Origin of the sequence: Aliigemmobacter aestuarii (genome assembly GCF_004799285.1) — a bacterium.
Classification (GTDB): domain Bacteria; phylum Pseudomonadota; class Alphaproteobacteria; order Rhodobacterales; family Rhodobacteraceae; genus Aliigemmobacter; species Aliigemmobacter aestuarii.
The window spans coordinates 630,209-647,697 of sequence record NZ_SSND01000001.1 but is presented as its reverse complement, the minus strand read 5'-3'; the positions used below and the strand labels follow the sequence as shown (position 1 = coordinate 647,697).

The following is a 17,489-nucleotide window of genomic DNA, read 5'->3' as shown; positions in this document are numbered from 1 at the left end:
AAGGAGAGGAACGGCACCATGACCGATGAACACGACATCCCGGCCGAAAGCGGACCGGAAAAGGTGACCGATCCCGATGCGCGCCATGCCCAGAAGATGGCCAAGAAGAAGGCCGCGCGCGACAAGATCATGGCCACGAAATCGGGCGAGAAGGGTTTGGTGATCGTTCACACCGGGCCGGGCAAGGGCAAGTCCTCGTCCGGCTTCGGGATGATCCTGCGCTGCATCGCCCATGGCATGCCCTGCGCGGTGGTGCAGTTCATCAAGGGCGCCTGGGACACTGGCGAAAGACGCCTGATCGAGGGGCATTTTTCCGATCTCTGCCAGTTTCACGCCATGGGCGAGGGCTTTACCTGGGAAACCCAGGACCGCGCCCGCGACATCGAGATGGCGCGCAAGGGTTGGGAAAAGGCCAAGGAGCTGATCCGCGACCCGAAGATCCGATTTGTCCTTCTCGACGAGATCAACATCGCGCTGCGATACGATTACCTGCCCATCGACGAGGTGGTGGCCTTCCTGCGCGACGAGAAGCCCGCGCTGACCCATGTCTGCCTGACGGGGCGGAATGCCAAGGACGAGCTGATCGAACTGGCGGACCTCGTGACCGAAATGACGTTGGTCAAACATCCCTTCCGGTCGGGCATCAAGGGCCAGCCCGGGGTGGAATTCTGAAGGCAGCCGGGGGGCGCTGCCCCCCGGACCCCCGGAGTATCTGGGAACAGATGAAGGCGCGAGATCTTGGTTCGAATCTTGTTTCAACCTGATGCAAATACCCCCGCCGGAGGCATCCGCGCCATCCGGACGCGAAAGGCGCGGACATGAGCCGGGCGGTGATGATCCAGGGGGCCGGGTCCAACGTGGGCAAGTCGCTTCTGGTGGCGGGCCTGTGCCGGGCGGCGCGGCGGCGGGGGCTTTCGGTCGCGCCGTTCAAGCCGCAGAACATGTCCAACAATGCCGCCGTTACCGTCGACGGGGGCGAGATCGGGCGGGCGCAGGCGTTGCAGGCGCGCGCTGCGGGGCTGGAGCCGGTGGTCGACATGAACCCGGTCCTTCTGAAGCCCGAGACCGAGACGGGGGCGCAGGTCGTCGTGCAGGGGCGGCGTGTCGCCACGGTGAAGGCGCGCGACTATGCCGCGCTCAAGCCGTCGCTGATGGCGCCGGTGCTGGACAGTTTCGGGCGTCTGAAGGCCGCGCATGACATCGTCATCGTCGAGGGGGCGGGCAGCCCGGCCGAAGTGAACCTGCGTGCGGGCGACATCGCCAACATGGGTTTTGCGCGGGCGGCGGATGTGCCGGTGATCCTTGCGGGCGACATCGACCGGGGCGGGGTCATCGCGCAGATCGTTGGCACGCAGGCGGTGCTCGATCCGGCCGATGCGGCGATGATCGGCGGGTTCCTGATCAACAAGTTCCGCGGCGATCCGTCGCTGTTCGACGATGGCTATCGCCTGATCGCCAAGCGCACGGGCTGGCGCGGCTTTGGCGTGGTGCCCTTTTTCGCCGATGCCGCGAAGCTTCCGGCCGAGGACGCGCTGGATCTGCCGCGCGGGCAGGCGGGCGGCGGCTTTCGCGTCGCGGCACTGGTCTTCTCGCGCATCGCGAATTTCGACGATCTCGATCCGCTGGCGCAGGAGACGGGCGTCAGCCTGACGATGGTGCGGGCCGGAGAGGCGATCCCCGATTGCGATCTGGTGATCCTGCCGGGGTCGAAGTCGACGCGCGGCGATCTGGCCTTTCTGCGGGAACAGGGCTGGGATCTGGACCTTGCCGCACATCTGCGCCGGGGGGGGCGTGTACTGGGCATCTGCGGCGGCTACCAGATGCTTGGCCGCGTGGTGCGCGACCCCGAGGGGATCGAGGGGCCGCCCGGCGAAACCCCCGGTCTTGGCCTGCTGGATGTCGAGACGGTGATGACGCGCGACAAGCGCCTGAGCAGGGTCTCGGCGATCCATGCGGCAAGCGGCGCGCCGCTGGAGGGATACGAGATTCACATCGGCCGTACCGACGGGGCCGACCGCGCGCGCCCCTTCGCCCGGATCGAGGGCGAGGCCGAGGGCGCGGTTTCCGCCGACGGGCGGGTCACGGGCAGTTATCTGCACGGGATGTTCGCGGGTGACGCCTTCCGCGCGGCCTATCTGGCCGGCCTTGGTGTCGAACCTGCGGGCCGGTCCTATTCCGCGACGGTCGATGCTGTGCTGGACCGGCTGGCCGATCATCTTGAGGCGCATGCCGATGTCGCGGGGATGCTGGTGCTGGCCCGTTAGACCGCGCCTAGCGGACCTGCCAGACGGTTTCGCTGTCCTCCTGCCAGCCTGCGCGGTGCAGGAGAGGGCGGTCGTCGGTGAATTCGGGATGGCCGAGGCAGAGATAGGCCGTGAACGTCCAGTGTGGCGGAACCCCGAACAGCCGTTCCATCTCGGCCGGATCGAGGATCGACACCATGCCGAGGCCCAGGTTTTCCGCCCGCGCGGCCAGCCAGAGCGTGTAGATCGCCATCGCCGTGGATTGCTGCAACGTTTCGGGCAGGGTGAGCCGGCCCAGCCTGTGGCCCTCGGCGGGATCGGTTTCGGTGAAGACGGCCAGTTGCACCGGGGCGCGGTCCAATCCGGCGAGTTTCAGCGCGAGGTAGTCCTGCCGCCTTTTCCCGTCATATTCGGCCGCGGCGGCGGCCTGGCAGCGGGCAAAGCTTTCACGGACACCTGACCGCAGCGCGGGCGCGCGAACCTCGATCACCCGCCAGGGCCGCGAATTGCCGACCGAGGGCGCGGCGGCCATCGCCTCGCGCAGGCGGGTCAGCACCTCGGGCGCGACGGGCGCGGTCTGAAAGTGGCGCACGTCGCGCCGCCATCTCAGGATATCGGCCAGAGCCTGGCGGTGATCCGGGCCAAATTCCATCTCAGGCGGCCAGCGCTGTTTCGAGCCGGGTCCATTCGGCGGCCGATCCCGGCAGGCCGAGGCGCAGCCAGCGCGGCGACCAAGGGAAGATCCGGCTCCAGATCCGGTGCCGGGCCAGCCGGTCGCGCGCGGCTGTCGCATCGGGCGTCTCGTAAAGCCGGAACAGATCCGTCCCGCCGACAAGCGACCAGCCCGCGCGCCCCGCAAGGTCATCTGCCCGCGCCGCATCCTGGCGCAGCCGGGCTGTGGTCCTGCGCGCCCAGTCGGCGTCCTGCAAGGCCCGAGTGGCCACCCGCAGGGCCGGGCCGGCAACGGGCCAGGGGCCTGCTGCCTCGGCCAGGGCGGCGATCACCGGGGCCGGACCGATCGCGAACCCGAGCCGCAGCCCTGCCAGCCCATAGAACTTGCCAAAGGACCGCAGCACCACCGGTTCGCCCTCGGCCCCGGTCAGATGCGGTGCCAGCGACAGGGTCGGCGTCGGATCGGCAAAGCTTTCATCCACGATCATGCGTCCCACGCGGGTGGCCATCGACAGAACCGAACCCGGCCGCCAGCGTCGTCCGTCCGGGTTGTTGGGGTTCACCATAACCGCAAGGTCGGCCCCTTCAAGTGCCTCGGGCGACAGGACCTCGCGGACCTCCCATCCGGCGACGCGCAAGGCCGCGGCATGTTCGTTGTAGGTGGGTGACAGGACCCGCGCCTCGCGCCCCGTCCGGTGCGGCAGAAGGCGCGGCAGCAACTGGATCGCGCCCTGCGCGCCCGACAGGGCGACCATCGGCGCGGTCGTGCCATAGGCGGTGCGGGCGGCCTCGATCAGGGCTTCGGTCGCTGAACGGGTCGGCAGGCCCGTCCAGTCTTCGGGGGCAAGCGCGGGCAGCGGATAGGGCACGCGGTTGATCCCGGTCGAAAGGTCGATCCAGTCGTCGCCGTCCCAATGCGCTTGCGCCCAGTCGATGTTTCCGCCGTGATCGCGTGTCATGTGACCTCTCCTGCGGCGGATCAGAAACCACCGGCGCGGGTGGCGCGCAAGCGGCGCGGCGACGAAACGCCGGTGCGGAACGACAGAACGGCGCGAAAACCCGCCTCGCGCAGGGCCTCTGTGGCATGGGCGGGAATGGTGCCGGGCGCAAAGACCAGCCCGCGCGCCGATCCGGTATGGGCCGCGACATGGCCAAGCGCGCCAAGCGTGCGGGCAAGATCGGGCGTCGGGTCCTGACCGCCGCCGCGGCGCGCGGCACTGCGCAGGGCCGACAGGCTGGCCAGCCGTGCAAGCCGAGGCAGGTCGCGGGCGGCGGAGGCGGCCTGCCAGTCGCCCCAGAGGTCGGTGATGTCGGGGAAGTCGCCATCGGCCGGATCGGTGCGGCGCGGCGGGCCGAAGAAGCCGCCGATCACGTCGGTGGGCGGCGGCGGCGCGGCGCGGCCCAGGATGCGCCCTTCGCGCGAGGCCCACAGCAGCCGGTCGGGCGCGGTGAACATCAGCGGGTCGCTGGCGCCTTCGCTGGCCACCGCCGCACGGGCAAGCCCGAGGGCATCGCCGCCATAACCGGCAAGCCCGGCCAGCGCGACCAGCGCCGCGGTCGAGGACCCGGCCCCGCCCCCCAGTTCCATGCCTGGGCGAAGGAAAAAGCGGCCGCGCGCCGAAAGGCCCAGCTGGCCAAGAAAGCGCCGCGCCTCTTCCGGCGTCACCGGAAGGGGGCCCGCCCCCTGCACGGACAGGCTTCGGGCCGGGCGGAACCGGCCCATCACGGCCAGCGCGGGGCAGGGCAGGCTGACCAGCGCCACCGGGCCATCCGGCCCGAGCCGGCCCTGGATCCATTCCCCGAAATGGCCGCAGATGCGGATGCGGCGTTCGCCGCCTGTCCATCGCGATGCGCTGTGAAACCCGCCCTGCACGCCCGTGCCTCTTGCCGCGGGGCATCCGCCGCCCCGTTGGCGCAATTGCCAGATCGGCCCCCGGGTCCGCAAGGGCAGAACGCGCCCCGGGACGGATCAGCCGCGCCAGGGACCGCGCAGAATGCGCCGCGTGACCTGTTCCACCGGGCCGTCGCGGGCGATCAGCCCGGCCACCCATTCGCAGGACCCGGCGTTGAACACCGCGCCCTTGCCGCGCCGGTATTCCGCCATCACCCCGTTGCCACGGCTGGCCAGCCCGATCGTTTCCGGCGTCACCTTGCCATGGACGAACTGCGCCACTTCCTCGGCGTCGAGCGTGCCGATGAAGGCGTCTGCGTCCTCTGGCCCGGTCGAATGGGCCAGCGTCGTGGCGGGCGACAGGCCCACGATCGTCAGGTCGCCCTGCAATCCCGCCCCGGCGGCGGGATGGGGCAGGCCGTGTGTCATCGTATAGTCGATCCCGTCCACCTCATAGCCGAAGATGCGCGAGGCCGCGCCCAGGACATCGCCATAGCCAAGCCCCGTATCGGCCACCGACCAGTGATCGGGCCGCCAGATCGTGAACCCGCCTGAGCCATGCGCGGCGCAGCGGCTCCACCCGGCATAGACGCCCGCCGAGCCGGTCAAGCCCATCGTCGCCGTTGCCGGGCGGTTGACCTGCGGATGATCCCAATAACAGGTCAACCGGCTGGACTTTTCGGTCATGGCCGGGTCTTCCGCCTCGGCTCGCGTCTTGAAGCAGGTCTGAACGGTCAGGTCATCCGACAGCCGCGTCTGCCAGAAGAAGTTGCCGCCGAACCGCGCCAGCTCTCCGCCCGCGTCCACCCAATCCTCCAGGTGGTCGCGCATTTCCCAGGTCCAGTATTCGTCATGGCCGACGATGAGCGCGCGGGAATAGGGGGCCAGCACTTCGGGCCAGGCGTGCAGGTCGTGCTGGGTGGCGATGTCGAGCCGGATGCCTTCGGCCTCGCACCACAGCGCGAAGGGCCGCTCGAACGCCCCCCAGCCCGATGAGGCGTATTTCTTCGACACCCCGCTGGCGCGGGCGTATTCCATGTGCGGATAGCGCGGGCGCGTCCTCAGCGGCGAGGCGTGGGGGATGCGCGGCGCATCCGCTGGCCATTCCACGAAACCCCGCGCCCACGGCCTGAGGATCGACACATGGGGCGCGAAATCCCGCCCCGAAGGGCCGGTCAGCCCCTGATAGTGGTTCGACCCGCCCCAGTCGTTGTAGGCGCACCAGGTGCCGGTCGCGAGGATCATAAGGATGTCGCCGCGCGGCGCGCCGGCGCCTGGGCGAAGGGCGAACATGTGTTCGCTGGCATGGCCCGGCACCTCCATCCGGATACGGTAAAGCCCGCTGGCCCAGTCCTGCGGCACCGGCAGTTCCAGCCGCACGGGCCAGCCGCAGCCGGTGACCGAACATTGCGCCGGGGTTTCGGCAAACCCGCCAGGGATGTCACCTTGCCAGACCGGCCGGGGCGTCAGGCCGTCGCGCAGGATCGTCACGGCGATGCGGGGCGCGTTCGACATGGCGTGCAGGCGCAGCACCTCGCCGGGGGCAAGGCTGAGCGCATCGGTATAGCCCCAGACCTGCGGCCGCGACGGATCTGCGCTGGCCATCTCGTAGTAATGGCCCATCACCGGATCGCCGGTGTCATGCGGTGCTGCGACGAAGAATCCCTGCAATGTCATCGGTTTTCCTTTCTCTCGCCCCGCATCAAAGCGCATCGCGCCCTTGCCTGTCACGCCTGAAACCGACCTTGGCAGATCGCCGGGCCGGTCCGGCAGTATGCGCCCGAAGTCGACCGCCCGATGTCGTTTCGGGGGTGGCGTCCGGGCAATGCGCCAGTCTAGGCTGGCTTCATCCCGAAACCGGAGCGACCGATGACCGCCGATCTGCGCAACGCCAAATCCTTCCTGTTCTACCAGACCGAACACCCCCGCCCGGTGCTGGACCGGGCCGAGGGCATCTACATGTGGGATCAGGACGGAAACCGGTTCATCGACGGCTCGTCCGGCGCGATGGTCTGCAACATCGGTCATTCCAACCCCCATGTGCTGGACGCGATGCGCCGCCAGATGGAGAAATCGACCTTCGGCTACCGGCTGCATTTCGTCACCGAGGCGTCGGAATCCCTCGCGGCGAAGATGTGCGAACACGCCTGGCCGGGGATGGATCGGGTGTTCTTCGTCTCGGGCGGGTCCGAGGCGGTGGAAAGCGCGATGAAACTGGCCCGCCAGCATGCCGTCGCCACCGGGCAGGGCAGCCGGTGGAAGGTGATTTCGCGCTGGCCGTCCTATCACGGCTGCACGCTGGGGGCGCTGGCCGTCACCGGCTATGACGCGCTGACCGATCCGTTCACGCCGATGATGCAGGTGATGCCCAAGGTCCCCGCGCCGACCGCATGGCTTGACGGGCTTGATCCCGACGACCCGGCGACCGGCGCGCATTACGCCGCGATGCTTGAGGCTAAGATCATCGAGGAAGGGCCGGAAACCGTGCTGGCCTTCCTGGTGGAACCCGTGGGCGGTGCCTCTACCGGCGCGCTGGTGCCGCCGAAGGGCTATATGGAGGCGGTGCGCGAGATCTGCACGCGCCACGGCGTCCTCCTGATCCATGACGAGGTGATGTCGGGCGGCGGGCGTCTTGGCACGCTTTACGGCGGCCGCAACTGGAATGCAGCGCCCGATATCATGGCGGTGTCGAAGGGGTTCGGCGCGGGCTATGTGCCGCTTGGCGCCATCGTCGCGCGCGGCGATCTGGTCGAGGCGGTGCTGGCCAAGGGCGGTTTCCTGCACGGCTTCACCTATGCAGGGAACCCGCTGGCCTGCGCCGCGGGCCTTGCGGTGATCGAGGAAATCGAACGGCAGGGCATGATGCAGAATTCGCTGTCCACCGGCGCGCTGCTGAAGGCCGAACTGGTGAAGCTGATGGATCGCTTCCCCTTCATCGGTGACGTGCGCGGCATGGGGATGCTGCTGGCCTTCGAGATCGTCGCCGACCGGAAGACGCGCGCGCCTCTCGCGCCAACCGTGAAGGCCTTCGACCGGATCGTCGAGGCCGCCTATCGCCGGGGGCTGATCGTCTATTCCCGCCGGTCGCGCGGGGGCTATTCGGGCGACCATATCCTTGTCGCCCCGCCGATGATCACCACACCCGCCCAGGTGGGCGAAATCATGGAACGGCTGACCGGCGCCCTGGCGGAATTCGCCGCGGAAACCGGGCTTGGGGGGGCCTGAGGATGGACGACCGGATCATCATATCCTGCGCGATCACGGGGTCGATCCATGTGCCCTCGCAATCGCCATACCTGCCTGTGACGGCCGAAGACATCGCGGCGCAGGCCATCGACGCGGCGCGCGCGGGCGCCACGATCCTGCACCTGCATGCGCGCGATCCGTCGAACGGGCGCCCCTCGTCCGATCCGGACAACTGGGCGGGCTTCCTGCCGGCGATCAAGGCGGGCTGCGACGGCGTGGTGAACATGACCACAGGCGGTTCGGCGGTGATGACGCTGGACCAGCGCCTTGCCGGGCCGATGCGATTTCAGCCCGAGATGTGCAGCCTGAACATGGGCACGATGAACTTTGCCCTCTATCCGATGATCGCCCGGATCAAGGAGTTCCGGCACGACTGGGAACGCCCGTTCCTTGAAAACTCCGACGACCTCGTGTTCAAGAACACGCCCCGCGACATCGCCCATGTGCTGCGGGTGATGGGCGCCGAACGCGGCGCGCGGTTCGAGTTCGAATGCTATGACGTCTCGCATCTCTACATGCTGAAGCACTTCGTGGACCGGGGCGCGGTCAGCGGGCCGCTTTACATCCAGTTCGTCTTCGGCGTTCTGGGCGGCATGGCGGCGGACCCGGCGATGCTTGTCCTTCTGAAGCAGACGGCGGACCGGCTGTTCGGCGACGGCTACATGTTCTCGGTCCTGGCTGCGGGGCGGGCGCAGGTGCCGATGGCCACCATGGCCGCCACGATGGGGGGCCACGTGCGCGTGGGCCTTGAGGACAACCTTTACATCGACAAGGGCGTTCTGGCGAAATCGAACGCCGAACAGGTGATCCGCATCCGCGAGATCATCGAGCGCCTGGGCCGTGTCGTCGCCACCCCAGCCGAGGCGCGCGCGATGCTGGGCCTGAAGGGCGCCGACAGGGTGGCCTTCTGATGATCGCCTGCCGTCCCGTCACGCGCGCGGATGCGGCCACGCTGCACACGCTGTTGCAGGCGCTGTCCGACCATGACGGCGGCGGGCCCGTCGGGCCTGTCGAAACGCTTGTCGCCCACGGGTTCGGGCCGCGCCCGCTGTTTCACGCGCTCCTGGCCGAGGATACGGGGCAGGTCCTGGGGATGATCCTGTTCTATCCCGACTATTCCACCCATCGCGGGCAACCGGGTCTTTTCGTGCAGGATTTCTATGTCCTGCCCGAGGCGCGCGGGCGCGGCGTGGGGCGCAGGCTGCTTTCGGCGGCGATGGCGCATCAGGACTGGGGCGCGGGCTATGTCACTTTGGGGGTCGATCCTGCGAACCGGGCGGCGCGCGCCGTCTATGACAAGCTGGGCTTTCGCCCGCGCGGCTATGATTTCCTCATTCTCGACGGGGCGGGGCTGGAGGCCCTGAAATGACATGATCACCGTATATGACGACCGCCAGCGCAGCCATGATCCGCAGATGTTCCTGTCATCCGGCGCGCCGCAACCCTGCCCGGAAAAGCCCGCCCGGATCGATGCCCTGATGGCCGCCGTCCGCCGCATCGGCGGGCCGGTTGTGTCCCCCCCCGATGCCGGGCTGGCACCGGTCGCGGCGATCCATCCCGACCGCTACCTGACCTTCCTGCAGAACATCTTCACCCGCTGGAGCCGGATCGAAGGCGCCAGCGCCGAGGTGATCCCGAACATCCACCCTGCGAACCGCACCGACGGATACCCGAAATCCGCCGTCGGGCAGGCCGGGTTCCACATGACCGACACCTCCTGCCCGATCTCGGCCGAGACATGGGATGCCGCCTACTGGAGCGCGCAAAGCGCCATCCATGCCGCCGATCTGGTGCTGGCGGGGGAACGCGCCGCCTATGCCCTGTCGCGCCCGCCGGGGCACCATGCCTTTGCCGAACTGGCGGGGGGCTTCTGCTATCTGAACAATTCCGCCATCGCGGCGCAGCGTCTTGTGGATGCCGGGCGGCGGGTGGCGATCCTCGACGTCGACCTGCACCACGGCAACGGCACGCAGGGCATCTTCTATGACCGGGGTGATGTGCTGACCCTGTCGATCCACGCCGATCCCGAACGGTTCTATCCCTTCTTCTGGGGCTATGCCTCGGAAACCGGCGAGGGCGCGGGAAAGGGGGCGAACCTGAACCTGCCCCTGCCGCGCGGCACCGGGGATGACGGATTCATGGCCGCGCTTGATGTGGCCCTGCGGGCGGTGGCCGCGCATGGCACCGACACGCTGGTCTTGGCCCTGGGCCTTGACGCGTTCGAGGGCGACCCGTTCGGCGGCCTGCGCGTTTCCACCCCCGGCTTCGCCCGGATCGGCGCGATGGTGGCGGGGGCGGGCCTGCCCACGGTGATCGTGCAGGAAGGCGGCTACCTGTGCCCTGAACTCGGCGACAACCTCGAGGCGGTGCTGCGGGCGTTCTGAGGGGGCGGACCTTTGCTGCCTTTTGCATAGAGGTTCGCACTGCGGACGGTGCGGACAATCGCCCCAGTAGGGCCGCGACCGACCGAGGGTGGGCGCTTCACCGTCTGTGGCCTGGCGCTTTATTGTGCCAGACACATCGAACGGCTGAACCCGCAGCACCGTCGCAATCGCGCCCGCCCTGGGGGGCGGTCGGGCGCGGCCCGGGCCGCTTGCGCGGCTGTTCCGGGCAAAGGTCGACGATTTTTTCCGTATTGCGTGACGGCGCTAGGGGCCGGTTTGACCCGATTGCAGCCCTCCCTTCGCCTCAAACGCCCCCCTCAGAAATCCGTGGGCGCGCCGCCTTCCTGTTTGCGGCGGGCGACGAAGCGGGTCAGTTCCTCCAGCGCGGCGCCGTCGATCTCGGGCGCCTCGAACTCGGCCATGATCGCCTTGTAGATCCGGTGCGCGCGTTCCGGCGTCCAGTGCGCGCCATCGGCGGCCCAGGCCTCGTAATTCCGCCAGTCCGACACGAAGGGCGCATAGAAGGCGGTCGAATAGCGGTCTTGTGTGTGCTGGCAGCCGAAGTAATGCCCGCCCGCGCCCACCTCGCGGATCGCGTCAAAGGCGATGTCGTCGGGGGTCGTGGCGGTCACGCTATCCTCGAAATAGCGCTGGATCATCTGCAAGACTTCGCAATCCATCACGAATTTCTCGGGGGACGCGATCAGCCCGCCCTCCAGCCAGCCCGCCGCGTGATAGACGAGGTTCGACCGCGACTGCACCGCCGCCCAGAGGCTGTTCGAGGTTTCCCACATCGACTGCCCGTCGGGCACATTCGCCGCGCAGACGCCCGACGACCGCAGGGGCAGTTTGTAGAAGCGCGCAAGCTGGCCGGTCATTTGCGTTGCGCGCATGTATTCCGGCGTGCCGAAGGCGGGCGCGCCCGATTTCATGTCGACGTTCGAGGTGAAGGTGCCGATCGCCACCGGACAGCCGGGGTTGATGTATTGCAAAAGCGCAATGGCCGACAACCCTTCGGCGATCGACAGGGCCACGGCGCCCGCCATCGTCACCGGGGCCATCGCGCCCGCCAGCGTGAAGGGCGTGACGATCACGGGCTGGCCGCGCCGGGCAAGGCGCATGGCGCCGTCCAGCATCGGATAGTCATGCTTCAGCGGGCTGACCGAGTTGATGTTGGTATACATCCGCGGGCGCGCGTCGAATTCGGAATGCGACAGCCCGCCCGCGATGCGGACCATCTCCATCACATCCTCGACCCGTTCCGCACCCAGGCTGTAGGCATGGCAGACCTTGTCGGTCAGGGTCAGCTTTTCAAACAGGCAGTCCAGATGCCGGATCGAGGGGTGGATGTCGACCGGCTCCACCGGATAGCCGCCCGCCACATGGATGCAGTTGAAATACTGCGTCAGCTTCAAGAATTCCTTGAACGTCTCGAAATCGCCGGTGCGCTTGCCGCGTTCCAGGTCCCAGGCATTGGGCGGAGACGAGACGTTGACGAACACCATGTTCCGGCCGCCGATGACGATCTCGCGCGCGGGGTTGCGCGGGGTGATGGTGAAGGTTTCCGGCGCATGGCCGACCATCTCCATCACGAAATCCTCGTCCATGCGGACGTTTTCGCCGGTGACGATGCAACCGGCCTTGCGGAAGATTTCCAGCGCCTCGGGATTGAGGATCTCGATCCCGATCTCTTTCAGAACCCGCATCGCGCCGCGGTGGATGGCATGCACGCCGTCGGTGTCCAGCGGTTCGGTCGGCCGGTCGGTGTTGACCGGGATGCGCCAGGGCATCTGGTCGATGACGGCGCTGCCCGCGCGGCTCTTGTTGCCGGCGCGGCCCCCGGCACGGCGTTTGCGGCCTTGTTCTTCGGTCATTCCCCGGTCTCCGTCGGAATCCGCGATGCGTTTCGCGGTTGCGTGCAGAATGGCGGAAATGCGACCGGGAAGAGCACAAGGAATGCGACGCGAAAGCGTCGTTTTTTGATTTCCGATGAGGCTCAGCCGTCCAGGCTGTCGATCCAGCCCTGAAGCGCGCCGATATCGGGCAGCACGACGTCGGCCAGATCGGCCAGTTCCGGGGCCTCGGCGATTCCGGTCAGCACGGCTACCGTGCGCATCCCGGCGGCGCGTCCGGCCTGCAGGTCATGGCGGCTGTCGCCCACCATCGCCACGCGATGCGGTTGCAGCCCGGTTTCGCGCAGGAATGCAAGGCACATGCCCGGACCGGGTTTCGGCCCGTGTCCGGAATCATACCCGGCAATGAAATCGAACAGCGGCGTGATGCCGTGCCGGTCCAGGTGCGCGCGCGCGGGGGCCTCGGTGTCATTCGTCGCGAGGCCCAGCTTCAGCCCCCGGTTCCTGAGCGCACCCAGCGTCGCCGCCAGCGGCACCGCCTCGGCCATCGGCGCTTGGGCCGCCTCGCCGTTGATCCGGGCCACCAGATCGCCGAACTCCCATCCGGGCAGGGCAGGCAAGAGGCATTCGGCGATCTCGGACGCGGTTCCGGCAATCACCGGGCTGTCATTGGCGAACTCTCCCCGGGCCAGGTCGAAGCCGATCATGCCGCCAAGGGCCGCGGCCTCGTCCGCCGTATCGGCGACCGAATGGAGGAAGGCCTGCGCCCATGCGCCCCAGCTCTTGCGGAAATCGAACAGCGTGCCGTCCTTGTCGAAGACGATACCGTCAATCATTCCTGCCCCCGAAATCGCACTTTGCCGTGCAGTCTGCCGGGTGCAGTCTGTCGGGGCCCGGCGGGCTTTGCAAGCTGTCTCAGGTCCAGTGTTCCTGCATCCCGCCCGGCAGCGCCGCGCGGGCGCGCGCGGGCAGGTCGAAGGCCAGCCCCGCATCGGTGCAGAAGGCGATCACCCACTGGTCGTCCATCAGGATGAAATCCAGGACCGAACCCAGGAATTCGGGATCGCCCGCGCCCTTCCGCAAGTCATCGACAGAGGCCCCGGTGGAGCCGAGAAAGACCGGCAACAACTCGTCATTCGCGGCCAGCCAACCCAGGGCCTGCAAGGCCAGCGTCTCGGCGGTTTCCTGCCTGATCATGCCACGCACCCCTCTTTCCCAACGTATCGTTACCGAAGTCCGGCGCTTCGAATGCAATTCGGAAAGGAATTCTTAACCAATCACGCGCTAGCTGGAAACAGGCGCAATTCAGGAAACAAACGCTCCCATGCCGGGCAGTGTCATCATCGCTGACGAAATCGCGGCCAACCGCATCGTCCTGAAGTCAAGGCTGGAACAGGCCTTCTATCAGGTTAAGGCGGTTGCGTCCGGCCGGGCCTGCATCGAGGCGGCCCGCCAGCATCCGCCCGAACTCATCATCCTTGACCACGACCTGCGCGACATGCCCGCGGCGCAGGTGATCGCAGTGCTTGGCGACGATCCGGATCTGGCCGACGTGCCGGTGCTTGCCCTGTCCGACAGGCCGACGGCGGCGACCCGCTATCTGGCCCTGCGCGCCGGGGCCGCGGAGCTTTGGCCGAAATCCGTCGCGCCCGCGACGCTTCTTGCACGGATGCGCGGGCTCCAGCGTGCGCGGGGTCAGAACGCGCAGCTCGCGCCCAAGGGATTTGCCGACATGCGGCTTGGTCTGGCGGATGCCGCGGCCGAATTCCAGCATCACGGATCGGTGGCGATCCTGTCGCTTCGCCGCCAGGGGGGGGTGGTGCTGCGGCAGGCCGTTTCGCGGCTGATGGCGGAACGGGTGCAGATCGTCTCGCGCGAGGATCTGCTGGGCCATATGGCGGCTGCGCAGTCGCTTGGCCGGTCGGCGCGACATGACGCGATCCTGATCGAACTGGACGGGTCAGACGATGATGGCGTCGGGCGGCAACTTGTGGCCGACCTGCACAGCCGGGGCGGCGGCGGGCAGGTGCCGATCTGCCTGATCGTTCCGGCCGGGGCGGGCGATGTCGCCGCGCTATATGACCTTGGCGCGGACGAGATCGTCGAGGGACCGGCCGACCCGGACGAGATCGCGCTGCGCCTTTCGCGGCTCGCCAGCCGCAAGCGCAAGGCCGACCGGCTGCGCGCCTCGGTCGAAGATGGGCTGCGCCTGTCGATGATCGACCCGCTGACCGGGCTTTACAACCGCCGATACGCGATGCAGCGCCTGACCCGGATCGCCGAGGATGCCGCGGCACAGCGGCTGGATTTCGCGGTGATGCTGATCGACCTCGACCGGTTCAAGGCGGTGAACGATGATTGGGGCCATGCGGCGGGCGACACGGTGCTGGTGGAAGTGGCCGCCCGTCTGCGCGCCGCGCTGCGCTCTGGCGACCTTCTGGCGCGGATCGGGGGCGAGGAATTCCTGGTGGTCCTTCCCGACACCGATGCCGACGGCGCGCGCGGGCTGGCCGAACGGCTGTGTCGGGTGCTTGAGGATCGTCCCGTCACGCTGCCGGAAGGCGGGCTTCTGACGGTGACGGCCTCGATCGGTCTTGCCATCAGCGACAAGGGCGCGCTGCCGATGCGGGCCGAACCCGTGATGGCGATGGTCGACCGCGCCGACCGGGCGCTGATGGCCGCGAAATCCGCCGGGCGAAACCGCATCACGGTTAGCCAGTCGGCAGCCTGAGGGCGCTGTGCGCCTGGAAGCCCGGTCAGTTCCGGCCGTTGCCGTCCCGATCATCCCGAGCATCGCGGTCGTGCCCGCGGCTCAGCGTCCGTTCCAGACGGTTGGCAAAGGCCGCGCGCTCTTCCGGTGTCATCGCGGCGATCCGCTTGACCAGCAAGGACTGGCCATCGGCGATCCGGTCGGCGGTGCGGCGCGAGGCTTCGGCCAGGGCCGATTGCAGCGCGGCGGGATCGAACGGTTCGGCCCTGAGCGCCGTCAGAAGCCGCGCCGCATCCACCCGGCGTTCCTTGCGGATCTCGCGGATATCGGGCCGGGTGGACAGGAAATCGCGGCGCAGGCCGCGCCGGTCGTCATCCTCCAGCGCCTCGGCCAGGGGGCCGAAGCCGCCATCGGCCACCGCGCCGGGTTGCATCATCGGCCCGCCGTGCCGCAGGAACGCCCCCGCGACAAGGCCGAGAACCGCCAGGTTCAGCGCCACCGACAGGGCAAAGGCGATTTTCCAGCCGCGCGACATGCCGCCTTGCGGGGCAGGGGCGGGGGACGGGGAAACAGGCGGAGGGGAAAGGGGATCGGCTCCGGTCATCGCATCAGCCCTCATCTGTCCAGTAATCGTCAAGCCCCGGCATCAGGTCCACGCCGATCGCCGCCGTCGCGGTGACGGGCAACAGGGTTTCGGTCAGGGGCGAAAGGCCCGCCGGCGGGGCAAATCCCAGCCAGACCCCGGCAAGGCCCGCCGTCGCCACGCCAGCCAGACCGAAGCTGCCGCCGAAGGCCGCCGACAGTCGCGCCCAGAGGCCGGGCGGCGCAGCGCGAGGCGCCAAAGCCGCAGGCATCGCGGCGGGTGTCGTGTCGGGCTCGGGCTGCGCGGCATAGGCATCGGCCAGCACCCGCGCCAGAAAATCGGGCGATGCTTCGGCCCGCGTCTCGCGCGCGGTTGCGAAAAGATCGTCAAGCTGATCGTCTGTCATCCTGCGGGTCATTCCTGGCCCTCCTCGTCCTCGTATCCCAGATCGGCGCGGCGTCCTGCAAGCAGTCCGGCCAGCGCCCGTTTTCCCCGCGCCGTCAGGCTTTCCACCGCCTCGACGCCGATCTCCATCACGGTGGCGATCTCGGGGTTCGTCAGGCCTTCGATGTGGCGCAACACAACCGCCTGCCGTTGCCGGTCGGGCAGGGCATCAAGCGCTGCCTGAAGCGCGGCCATCCGGTCGGCCTCGATCAGCGCGGCCACGGCGCCTGCCTGCACGTCGGCCACTTCGGGCGCATCGTCGAGCGCGACAGAGGGGCGGCGCTGGCGGCGGCGCAGCCGGTCGGTGCACAGGTTCGTCACCACCCGGAACAGCCAGGTCGAGACCTGCGCCTGTCCGGTCTGCCATTCGGCAGCGATGCGCCAGAGCCGCAGCATCGCTTCCTGCGCCACATCCTCGGCCTCGGCCCGGTCGCCCAGGATGCGGGCGGCATAGGCCAGCGCGCGCGGCGCAAGCCTGAGCGTCAGCGCCCGCGCCGCCGCGCGATCCCCGGCGGCGAATAGCGCCAGCAGGGTTTCGTCGGACTGGTCTGAATGGGCGTCATAGGGCATGGGCATCGCGGATCATGCTAGCGCAGTCGCATGGGGCGGGAAACAGGCGGCGCGGAGTGGGGATCAGCCCCCGCACCGCCCGTCGGGCGTGGGGATCAGTTGTTCCCCATGCCCCAGCCGCGACCCTGACCATCACCTTGGCCGCGACCGTATCCGCCATGGTCATGACCGCCACGGCCATGGCCGCCGCCCATCCGGTCGCCCATGCCGCCACCCATCCGGTCACCCATGCGTTCCATCATGGTCTCGCGTGCGGCGTCGATCTCGGCCTGGGTGATCGCGCCGTCATCGTCGGCATCCACGCGGTCGAACATCCGCCCGCCCGCATCCATGCCGCCACCCATGCCGCCACCGGCCAAAAGCTCGGCGGCGGTCAGGAACCCGTCGCCATCGGCGTCCATGCGTTCCAGCATCCGGTCGGCGCGGGCCTTGGCGCGGGCCTCGGCCCCGGCCATTTCCATCGCCTGAAGCTCTGCGGCGCTGATCTTGCCGTCCTTGTCGGCATCAAGCCCGTCGATGCGCGCCTGACGGTGGGCGGCCAGTTCCTCGGGCGTGATCTTGCCGTCCGCGTTGGTGTCGACGGCCGCGAAATCGAATTGCGCGAAGGGACCGGCGCCATCCATCATGCCCATGCGGCCCATTCCGCCCCGGTCGGCCATCGCGGCGCTGCCCAAGGCAACGGCAATCACGGCGGCAAGTGCGGTAGTGGAAAGAATCATCTGCTTTTTCATCGTCGGCTCCTGTTTTTCCGATCAAGGCAGGTCCGCTGCCTTCTGGAACTTGAACGCTCCGCGTGGCCGCTTCCGTCGCGGCGGTGGCAATTTTTTGCGACATGGGGACGCAAGCCCCGCCTTCGCCCTCTACTTTCCCTGAACAGGGGCCTATGTTCCGGG

Annotated in this window: 18 protein-coding genes; 7 read left to right on the top strand and 11 right to left on the bottom strand. The window is 68.4% G+C overall.

Going from position 1 to position 17,489, the window contains the following annotated elements; all coding sequences use genetic code 11:
* Positions 1 to 18 precede the first annotated feature (18 nt).
* Entirely contained in the window at positions 19 to 672 is a 654-nt protein-coding gene (gene cobO / locus E7811_RS03045; protein WP_136393105.1) for a cob(I)yrinic acid a,c-diamide adenosyltransferase, read from the top strand.
* A gap of 146 nt (positions 673 to 818) precedes the next feature.
* Positions 819 to 2,264 (top strand): cobyric acid synthase, encoded by a 1,446-nt coding sequence (locus E7811_RS03040; protein WP_136393104.1) that lies wholly within the window; start codon positions 819 to 821, stop codon positions 2,262 to 2,264.
* Between the two features lie 7 nt (positions 2,265 to 2,271).
* Here the strand turns inward: E7811_RS03040 and bluB are convergent, their stop codons facing one another.
* The 4 genes from bluB to E7811_RS03020 all read right to left on the bottom strand — a co-directional run bounded on the left by bluB (position 2,272) and on the right by E7811_RS03020 (position 6,483).
* Positions 2,272 to 2,895: a 5,6-dimethylbenzimidazole synthase gene (bluB, locus tag E7811_RS03035; protein WP_136393103.1), complete on the bottom strand. Its 624-nt coding sequence runs from the start codon at positions 2,893 to 2,895 to the stop codon at positions 2,272 to 2,274.
* Position 2,896: 1 nt separating this feature from the next.
* Positions 2,897 to 3,874, bottom strand: a complete 978-nt coding sequence (gene cobD / locus E7811_RS03030; RefSeq protein WP_136393102.1) for a threonine-phosphate decarboxylase CobD — start codon at positions 3,872 to 3,874, stop codon at positions 2,897 to 2,899.
* Positions 3,875 to 3,894: 20 nt separating this feature from the next.
* Positions 3,895 to 4,788 (bottom strand): propanediol utilization protein, encoded by an 894-nt coding sequence (locus E7811_RS03025; protein ID WP_136393101.1) that lies wholly within the window; start codon positions 4,786 to 4,788, stop codon positions 3,895 to 3,897.
* A 96-nt stretch (positions 4,789 to 4,884) separates the two neighbouring features.
* Positions 4,885 to 6,483: a N,N-dimethylformamidase beta subunit family domain-containing protein gene (locus E7811_RS03020; RefSeq protein WP_136393100.1), complete on the bottom strand. Its 1,599-nt coding sequence runs from the start codon at positions 6,481 to 6,483 to the stop codon at positions 4,885 to 4,887.
* 192 nt (positions 6,484 to 6,675) lie between these two features.
* Here E7811_RS03020 and E7811_RS03015 point away from each other — a divergent pair, with 192 nt between their 5' ends.
* Genes E7811_RS03015 through E7811_RS03000 form a run of 4 tightly spaced genes read left to right on the top strand, consistent with a single transcriptional unit; the run spans position 6,676 to position 10,436 of the window.
* Positions 6,676 to 8,031, top strand: coding sequence for an aminotransferase family protein (locus E7811_RS03015; protein WP_136393099.1), 1,356 nt, complete (start codon positions 6,676 to 6,678; stop codon positions 8,029 to 8,031).
* Positions 8,032 to 8,033: 2 nt separating this feature from the next.
* Complete coding sequence (locus E7811_RS03010; RefSeq protein ID WP_136393098.1) at positions 8,034 to 8,963, top strand: BKACE family enzyme; 930 nt, start codon at positions 8,034 to 8,036, stop codon at positions 8,961 to 8,963.
* A complete protein-coding gene (locus E7811_RS03005) occupies positions 8,963 to 9,421 on the top strand; it encodes a GNAT family N-acetyltransferase (RefSeq protein WP_136393097.1) in 459 nt (152 codons plus the stop codon). The genes E7811_RS03010 and E7811_RS03005 overlap by 1 nt, the downstream gene beginning before the upstream one ends.
* 1 nt (position 9,422) lies before the next feature.
* Positions 9,423 to 10,436, top strand: a complete 1,014-nt coding sequence (locus E7811_RS03000; protein WP_136393096.1) for a histone deacetylase family protein — start codon at positions 9,423 to 9,425, stop codon at positions 10,434 to 10,436.
* 317 nt (positions 10,437 to 10,753) lie between these two features.
* Here the strand turns inward: E7811_RS03000 and E7811_RS02995 are convergent, their stop codons facing one another.
* The 3 genes from E7811_RS02995 to E7811_RS02985 all read right to left on the bottom strand — a co-directional run bounded on the left by E7811_RS02995 (position 10,754) and on the right by E7811_RS02985 (position 13,486).
* Entirely contained in the window at positions 10,754 to 12,310 is a 1,557-nt protein-coding gene (locus E7811_RS02995; RefSeq protein WP_136393095.1) for a trimethylamine methyltransferase family protein, read from the bottom strand.
* Between the two features lie 122 nt (positions 12,311 to 12,432).
* Positions 12,433 to 13,125: an HAD family hydrolase gene (locus tag E7811_RS02990; protein WP_136393094.1), complete on the bottom strand. Its 693-nt coding sequence runs from the start codon at positions 13,123 to 13,125 to the stop codon at positions 12,433 to 12,435.
* A 79-nt stretch (positions 13,126 to 13,204) separates the two neighbouring features.
* Positions 13,205 to 13,486, bottom strand: coding sequence for a DUF3572 domain-containing protein (locus E7811_RS02985; RefSeq protein ID WP_136393093.1), 282 nt, complete (start codon positions 13,484 to 13,486; stop codon positions 13,205 to 13,207).
* A 127-nt stretch (positions 13,487 to 13,613) separates the two neighbouring features.
* Between E7811_RS02985 and E7811_RS02980 the strand changes: the two genes are divergently transcribed.
* The gene (locus E7811_RS02980) at positions 13,614 to 15,020 is read left to right on the top strand and encodes a diguanylate cyclase (protein ID WP_136393092.1); all 1,407 of its coding nucleotides are present in this window, start codon (positions 13,614 to 13,616) and stop codon (positions 15,018 to 15,020) included.
* Between the two features lie 25 nt (positions 15,021 to 15,045).
* Here the strand turns inward: E7811_RS02980 and E7811_RS02975 are convergent, their stop codons facing one another.
* The 4 genes from E7811_RS02975 to E7811_RS02960 form a co-directional block, all read right to left on the bottom strand.
* Positions 15,046 to 15,534, bottom strand: a complete 489-nt coding sequence (locus E7811_RS02975; protein WP_136393091.1) for a periplasmic heavy metal sensor — start codon at positions 15,532 to 15,534, stop codon at positions 15,046 to 15,048.
* Between the two features lie 73 nt (positions 15,535 to 15,607).
* Positions 15,608 to 16,000: a dihydroorotate dehydrogenase gene (locus tag E7811_RS02970; protein WP_246020185.1), complete on the bottom strand. Its 393-nt coding sequence runs from the start codon at positions 15,998 to 16,000 to the stop codon at positions 15,608 to 15,610.
* Positions 15,997 to 16,602, bottom strand: a complete 606-nt coding sequence (locus tag E7811_RS02965) for an RNA polymerase sigma factor (RefSeq protein ID WP_168732909.1) — start codon at positions 16,600 to 16,602, stop codon at positions 15,997 to 15,999. Before E7811_RS02965 ends, E7811_RS02970 begins: the two co-directional genes overlap by 4 nt.
* An 89-nt stretch (positions 16,603 to 16,691) precedes the next feature.
* The gene (locus E7811_RS02960; protein WP_246020183.1) at positions 16,692 to 17,327 is read right to left on the bottom strand and encodes an EF-hand domain-containing protein; all 636 of its coding nucleotides are present in this window, start codon (positions 17,325 to 17,327) and stop codon (positions 16,692 to 16,694) included.
* Between the last annotated feature and the right edge of the window lie 162 nt (positions 17,328 to 17,489).

Coding starts and splice junctions, on each gene's coding strand:
- cobD (WP_136393102.1), bottom strand. CDS start 3,874: ATGACACGCGATCACGGCGGAAACATCGACTGGGCGCAAGCGCATTGG.
- E7811_RS03010 (WP_136393098.1), top strand. CDS start 8,034: ATGGACGACCGGATCATCATATCCTGCGCGATCACGGGGTCGATCCAT.
- E7811_RS03020 (WP_136393100.1), bottom strand. CDS start 6,483: ATGACATTGCAGGGATTCTTCGTCGCAGCACCGCATGACACCGGCGAT.
- E7811_RS02995 (WP_136393095.1), bottom strand. CDS start 12,310: ATGACCGAAGAACAAGGCCGCAAACGCCGTGCCGGGGGCCGCGCCGGC.
- E7811_RS03005 (WP_136393097.1), top strand. CDS start 8,963: ATGATCGCCTGCCGTCCCGTCACGCGCGCGGATGCGGCCACGCTGCAC.
- E7811_RS02990 (WP_136393094.1), bottom strand. CDS start 13,125: ATGATTGACGGTATCGTCTTCGACAAGGACGGCACGCTGTTCGATTTC.
- E7811_RS03015 (WP_136393099.1), top strand. CDS start 6,676: ATGACCGCCGATCTGCGCAACGCCAAATCCTTCCTGTTCTACCAGACC.
- E7811_RS03040 (WP_136393104.1), top strand. CDS start 819: ATGAGCCGGGCGGTGATGATCCAGGGGGCCGGGTCCAACGTGGGCAAG.
- E7811_RS02965 (WP_168732909.1), bottom strand. CDS start 16,602: ATGCCCATGCCCTATGACGCCCATTCAGACCAGTCCGACGAAACCCTG.
- E7811_RS02975 (WP_136393091.1), bottom strand. CDS start 15,534: ATGTCGCGCGGCTGGAAAATCGCCTTTGCCCTGTCGGTGGCGCTGAAC.
- cobO (WP_136393105.1), top strand. CDS start 19: ATGACCGATGAACACGACATCCCGGCCGAAAGCGGACCGGAAAAGGTG.
- E7811_RS02970 (WP_246020185.1), bottom strand. CDS start 16,000: ATGACCCGCAGGATGACAGACGATCAGCTTGACGATCTTTTCGCAACC.
- E7811_RS02980 (WP_136393092.1), top strand. CDS start 13,614: ATGCCGGGCAGTGTCATCATCGCTGACGAAATCGCGGCCAACCGCATC.
- E7811_RS02960 (WP_246020183.1), bottom strand. CDS start 17,327: ATGAAAAAGCAGATGATTCTTTCCACTACCGCACTTGCCGCCGTGATT.
- E7811_RS02985 (WP_136393093.1), bottom strand. CDS start 13,486: ATGATCAGGCAGGAAACCGCCGAGACGCTGGCCTTGCAGGCCCTGGGT.
- E7811_RS03000 (WP_136393096.1), top strand. CDS start 9,423: ATGATCACCGTATATGACGACCGCCAGCGCAGCCATGATCCGCAGATG.
- bluB (WP_136393103.1), bottom strand. CDS start 2,895: ATGGAATTTGGCCCGGATCACCGCCAGGCTCTGGCCGATATCCTGAGA.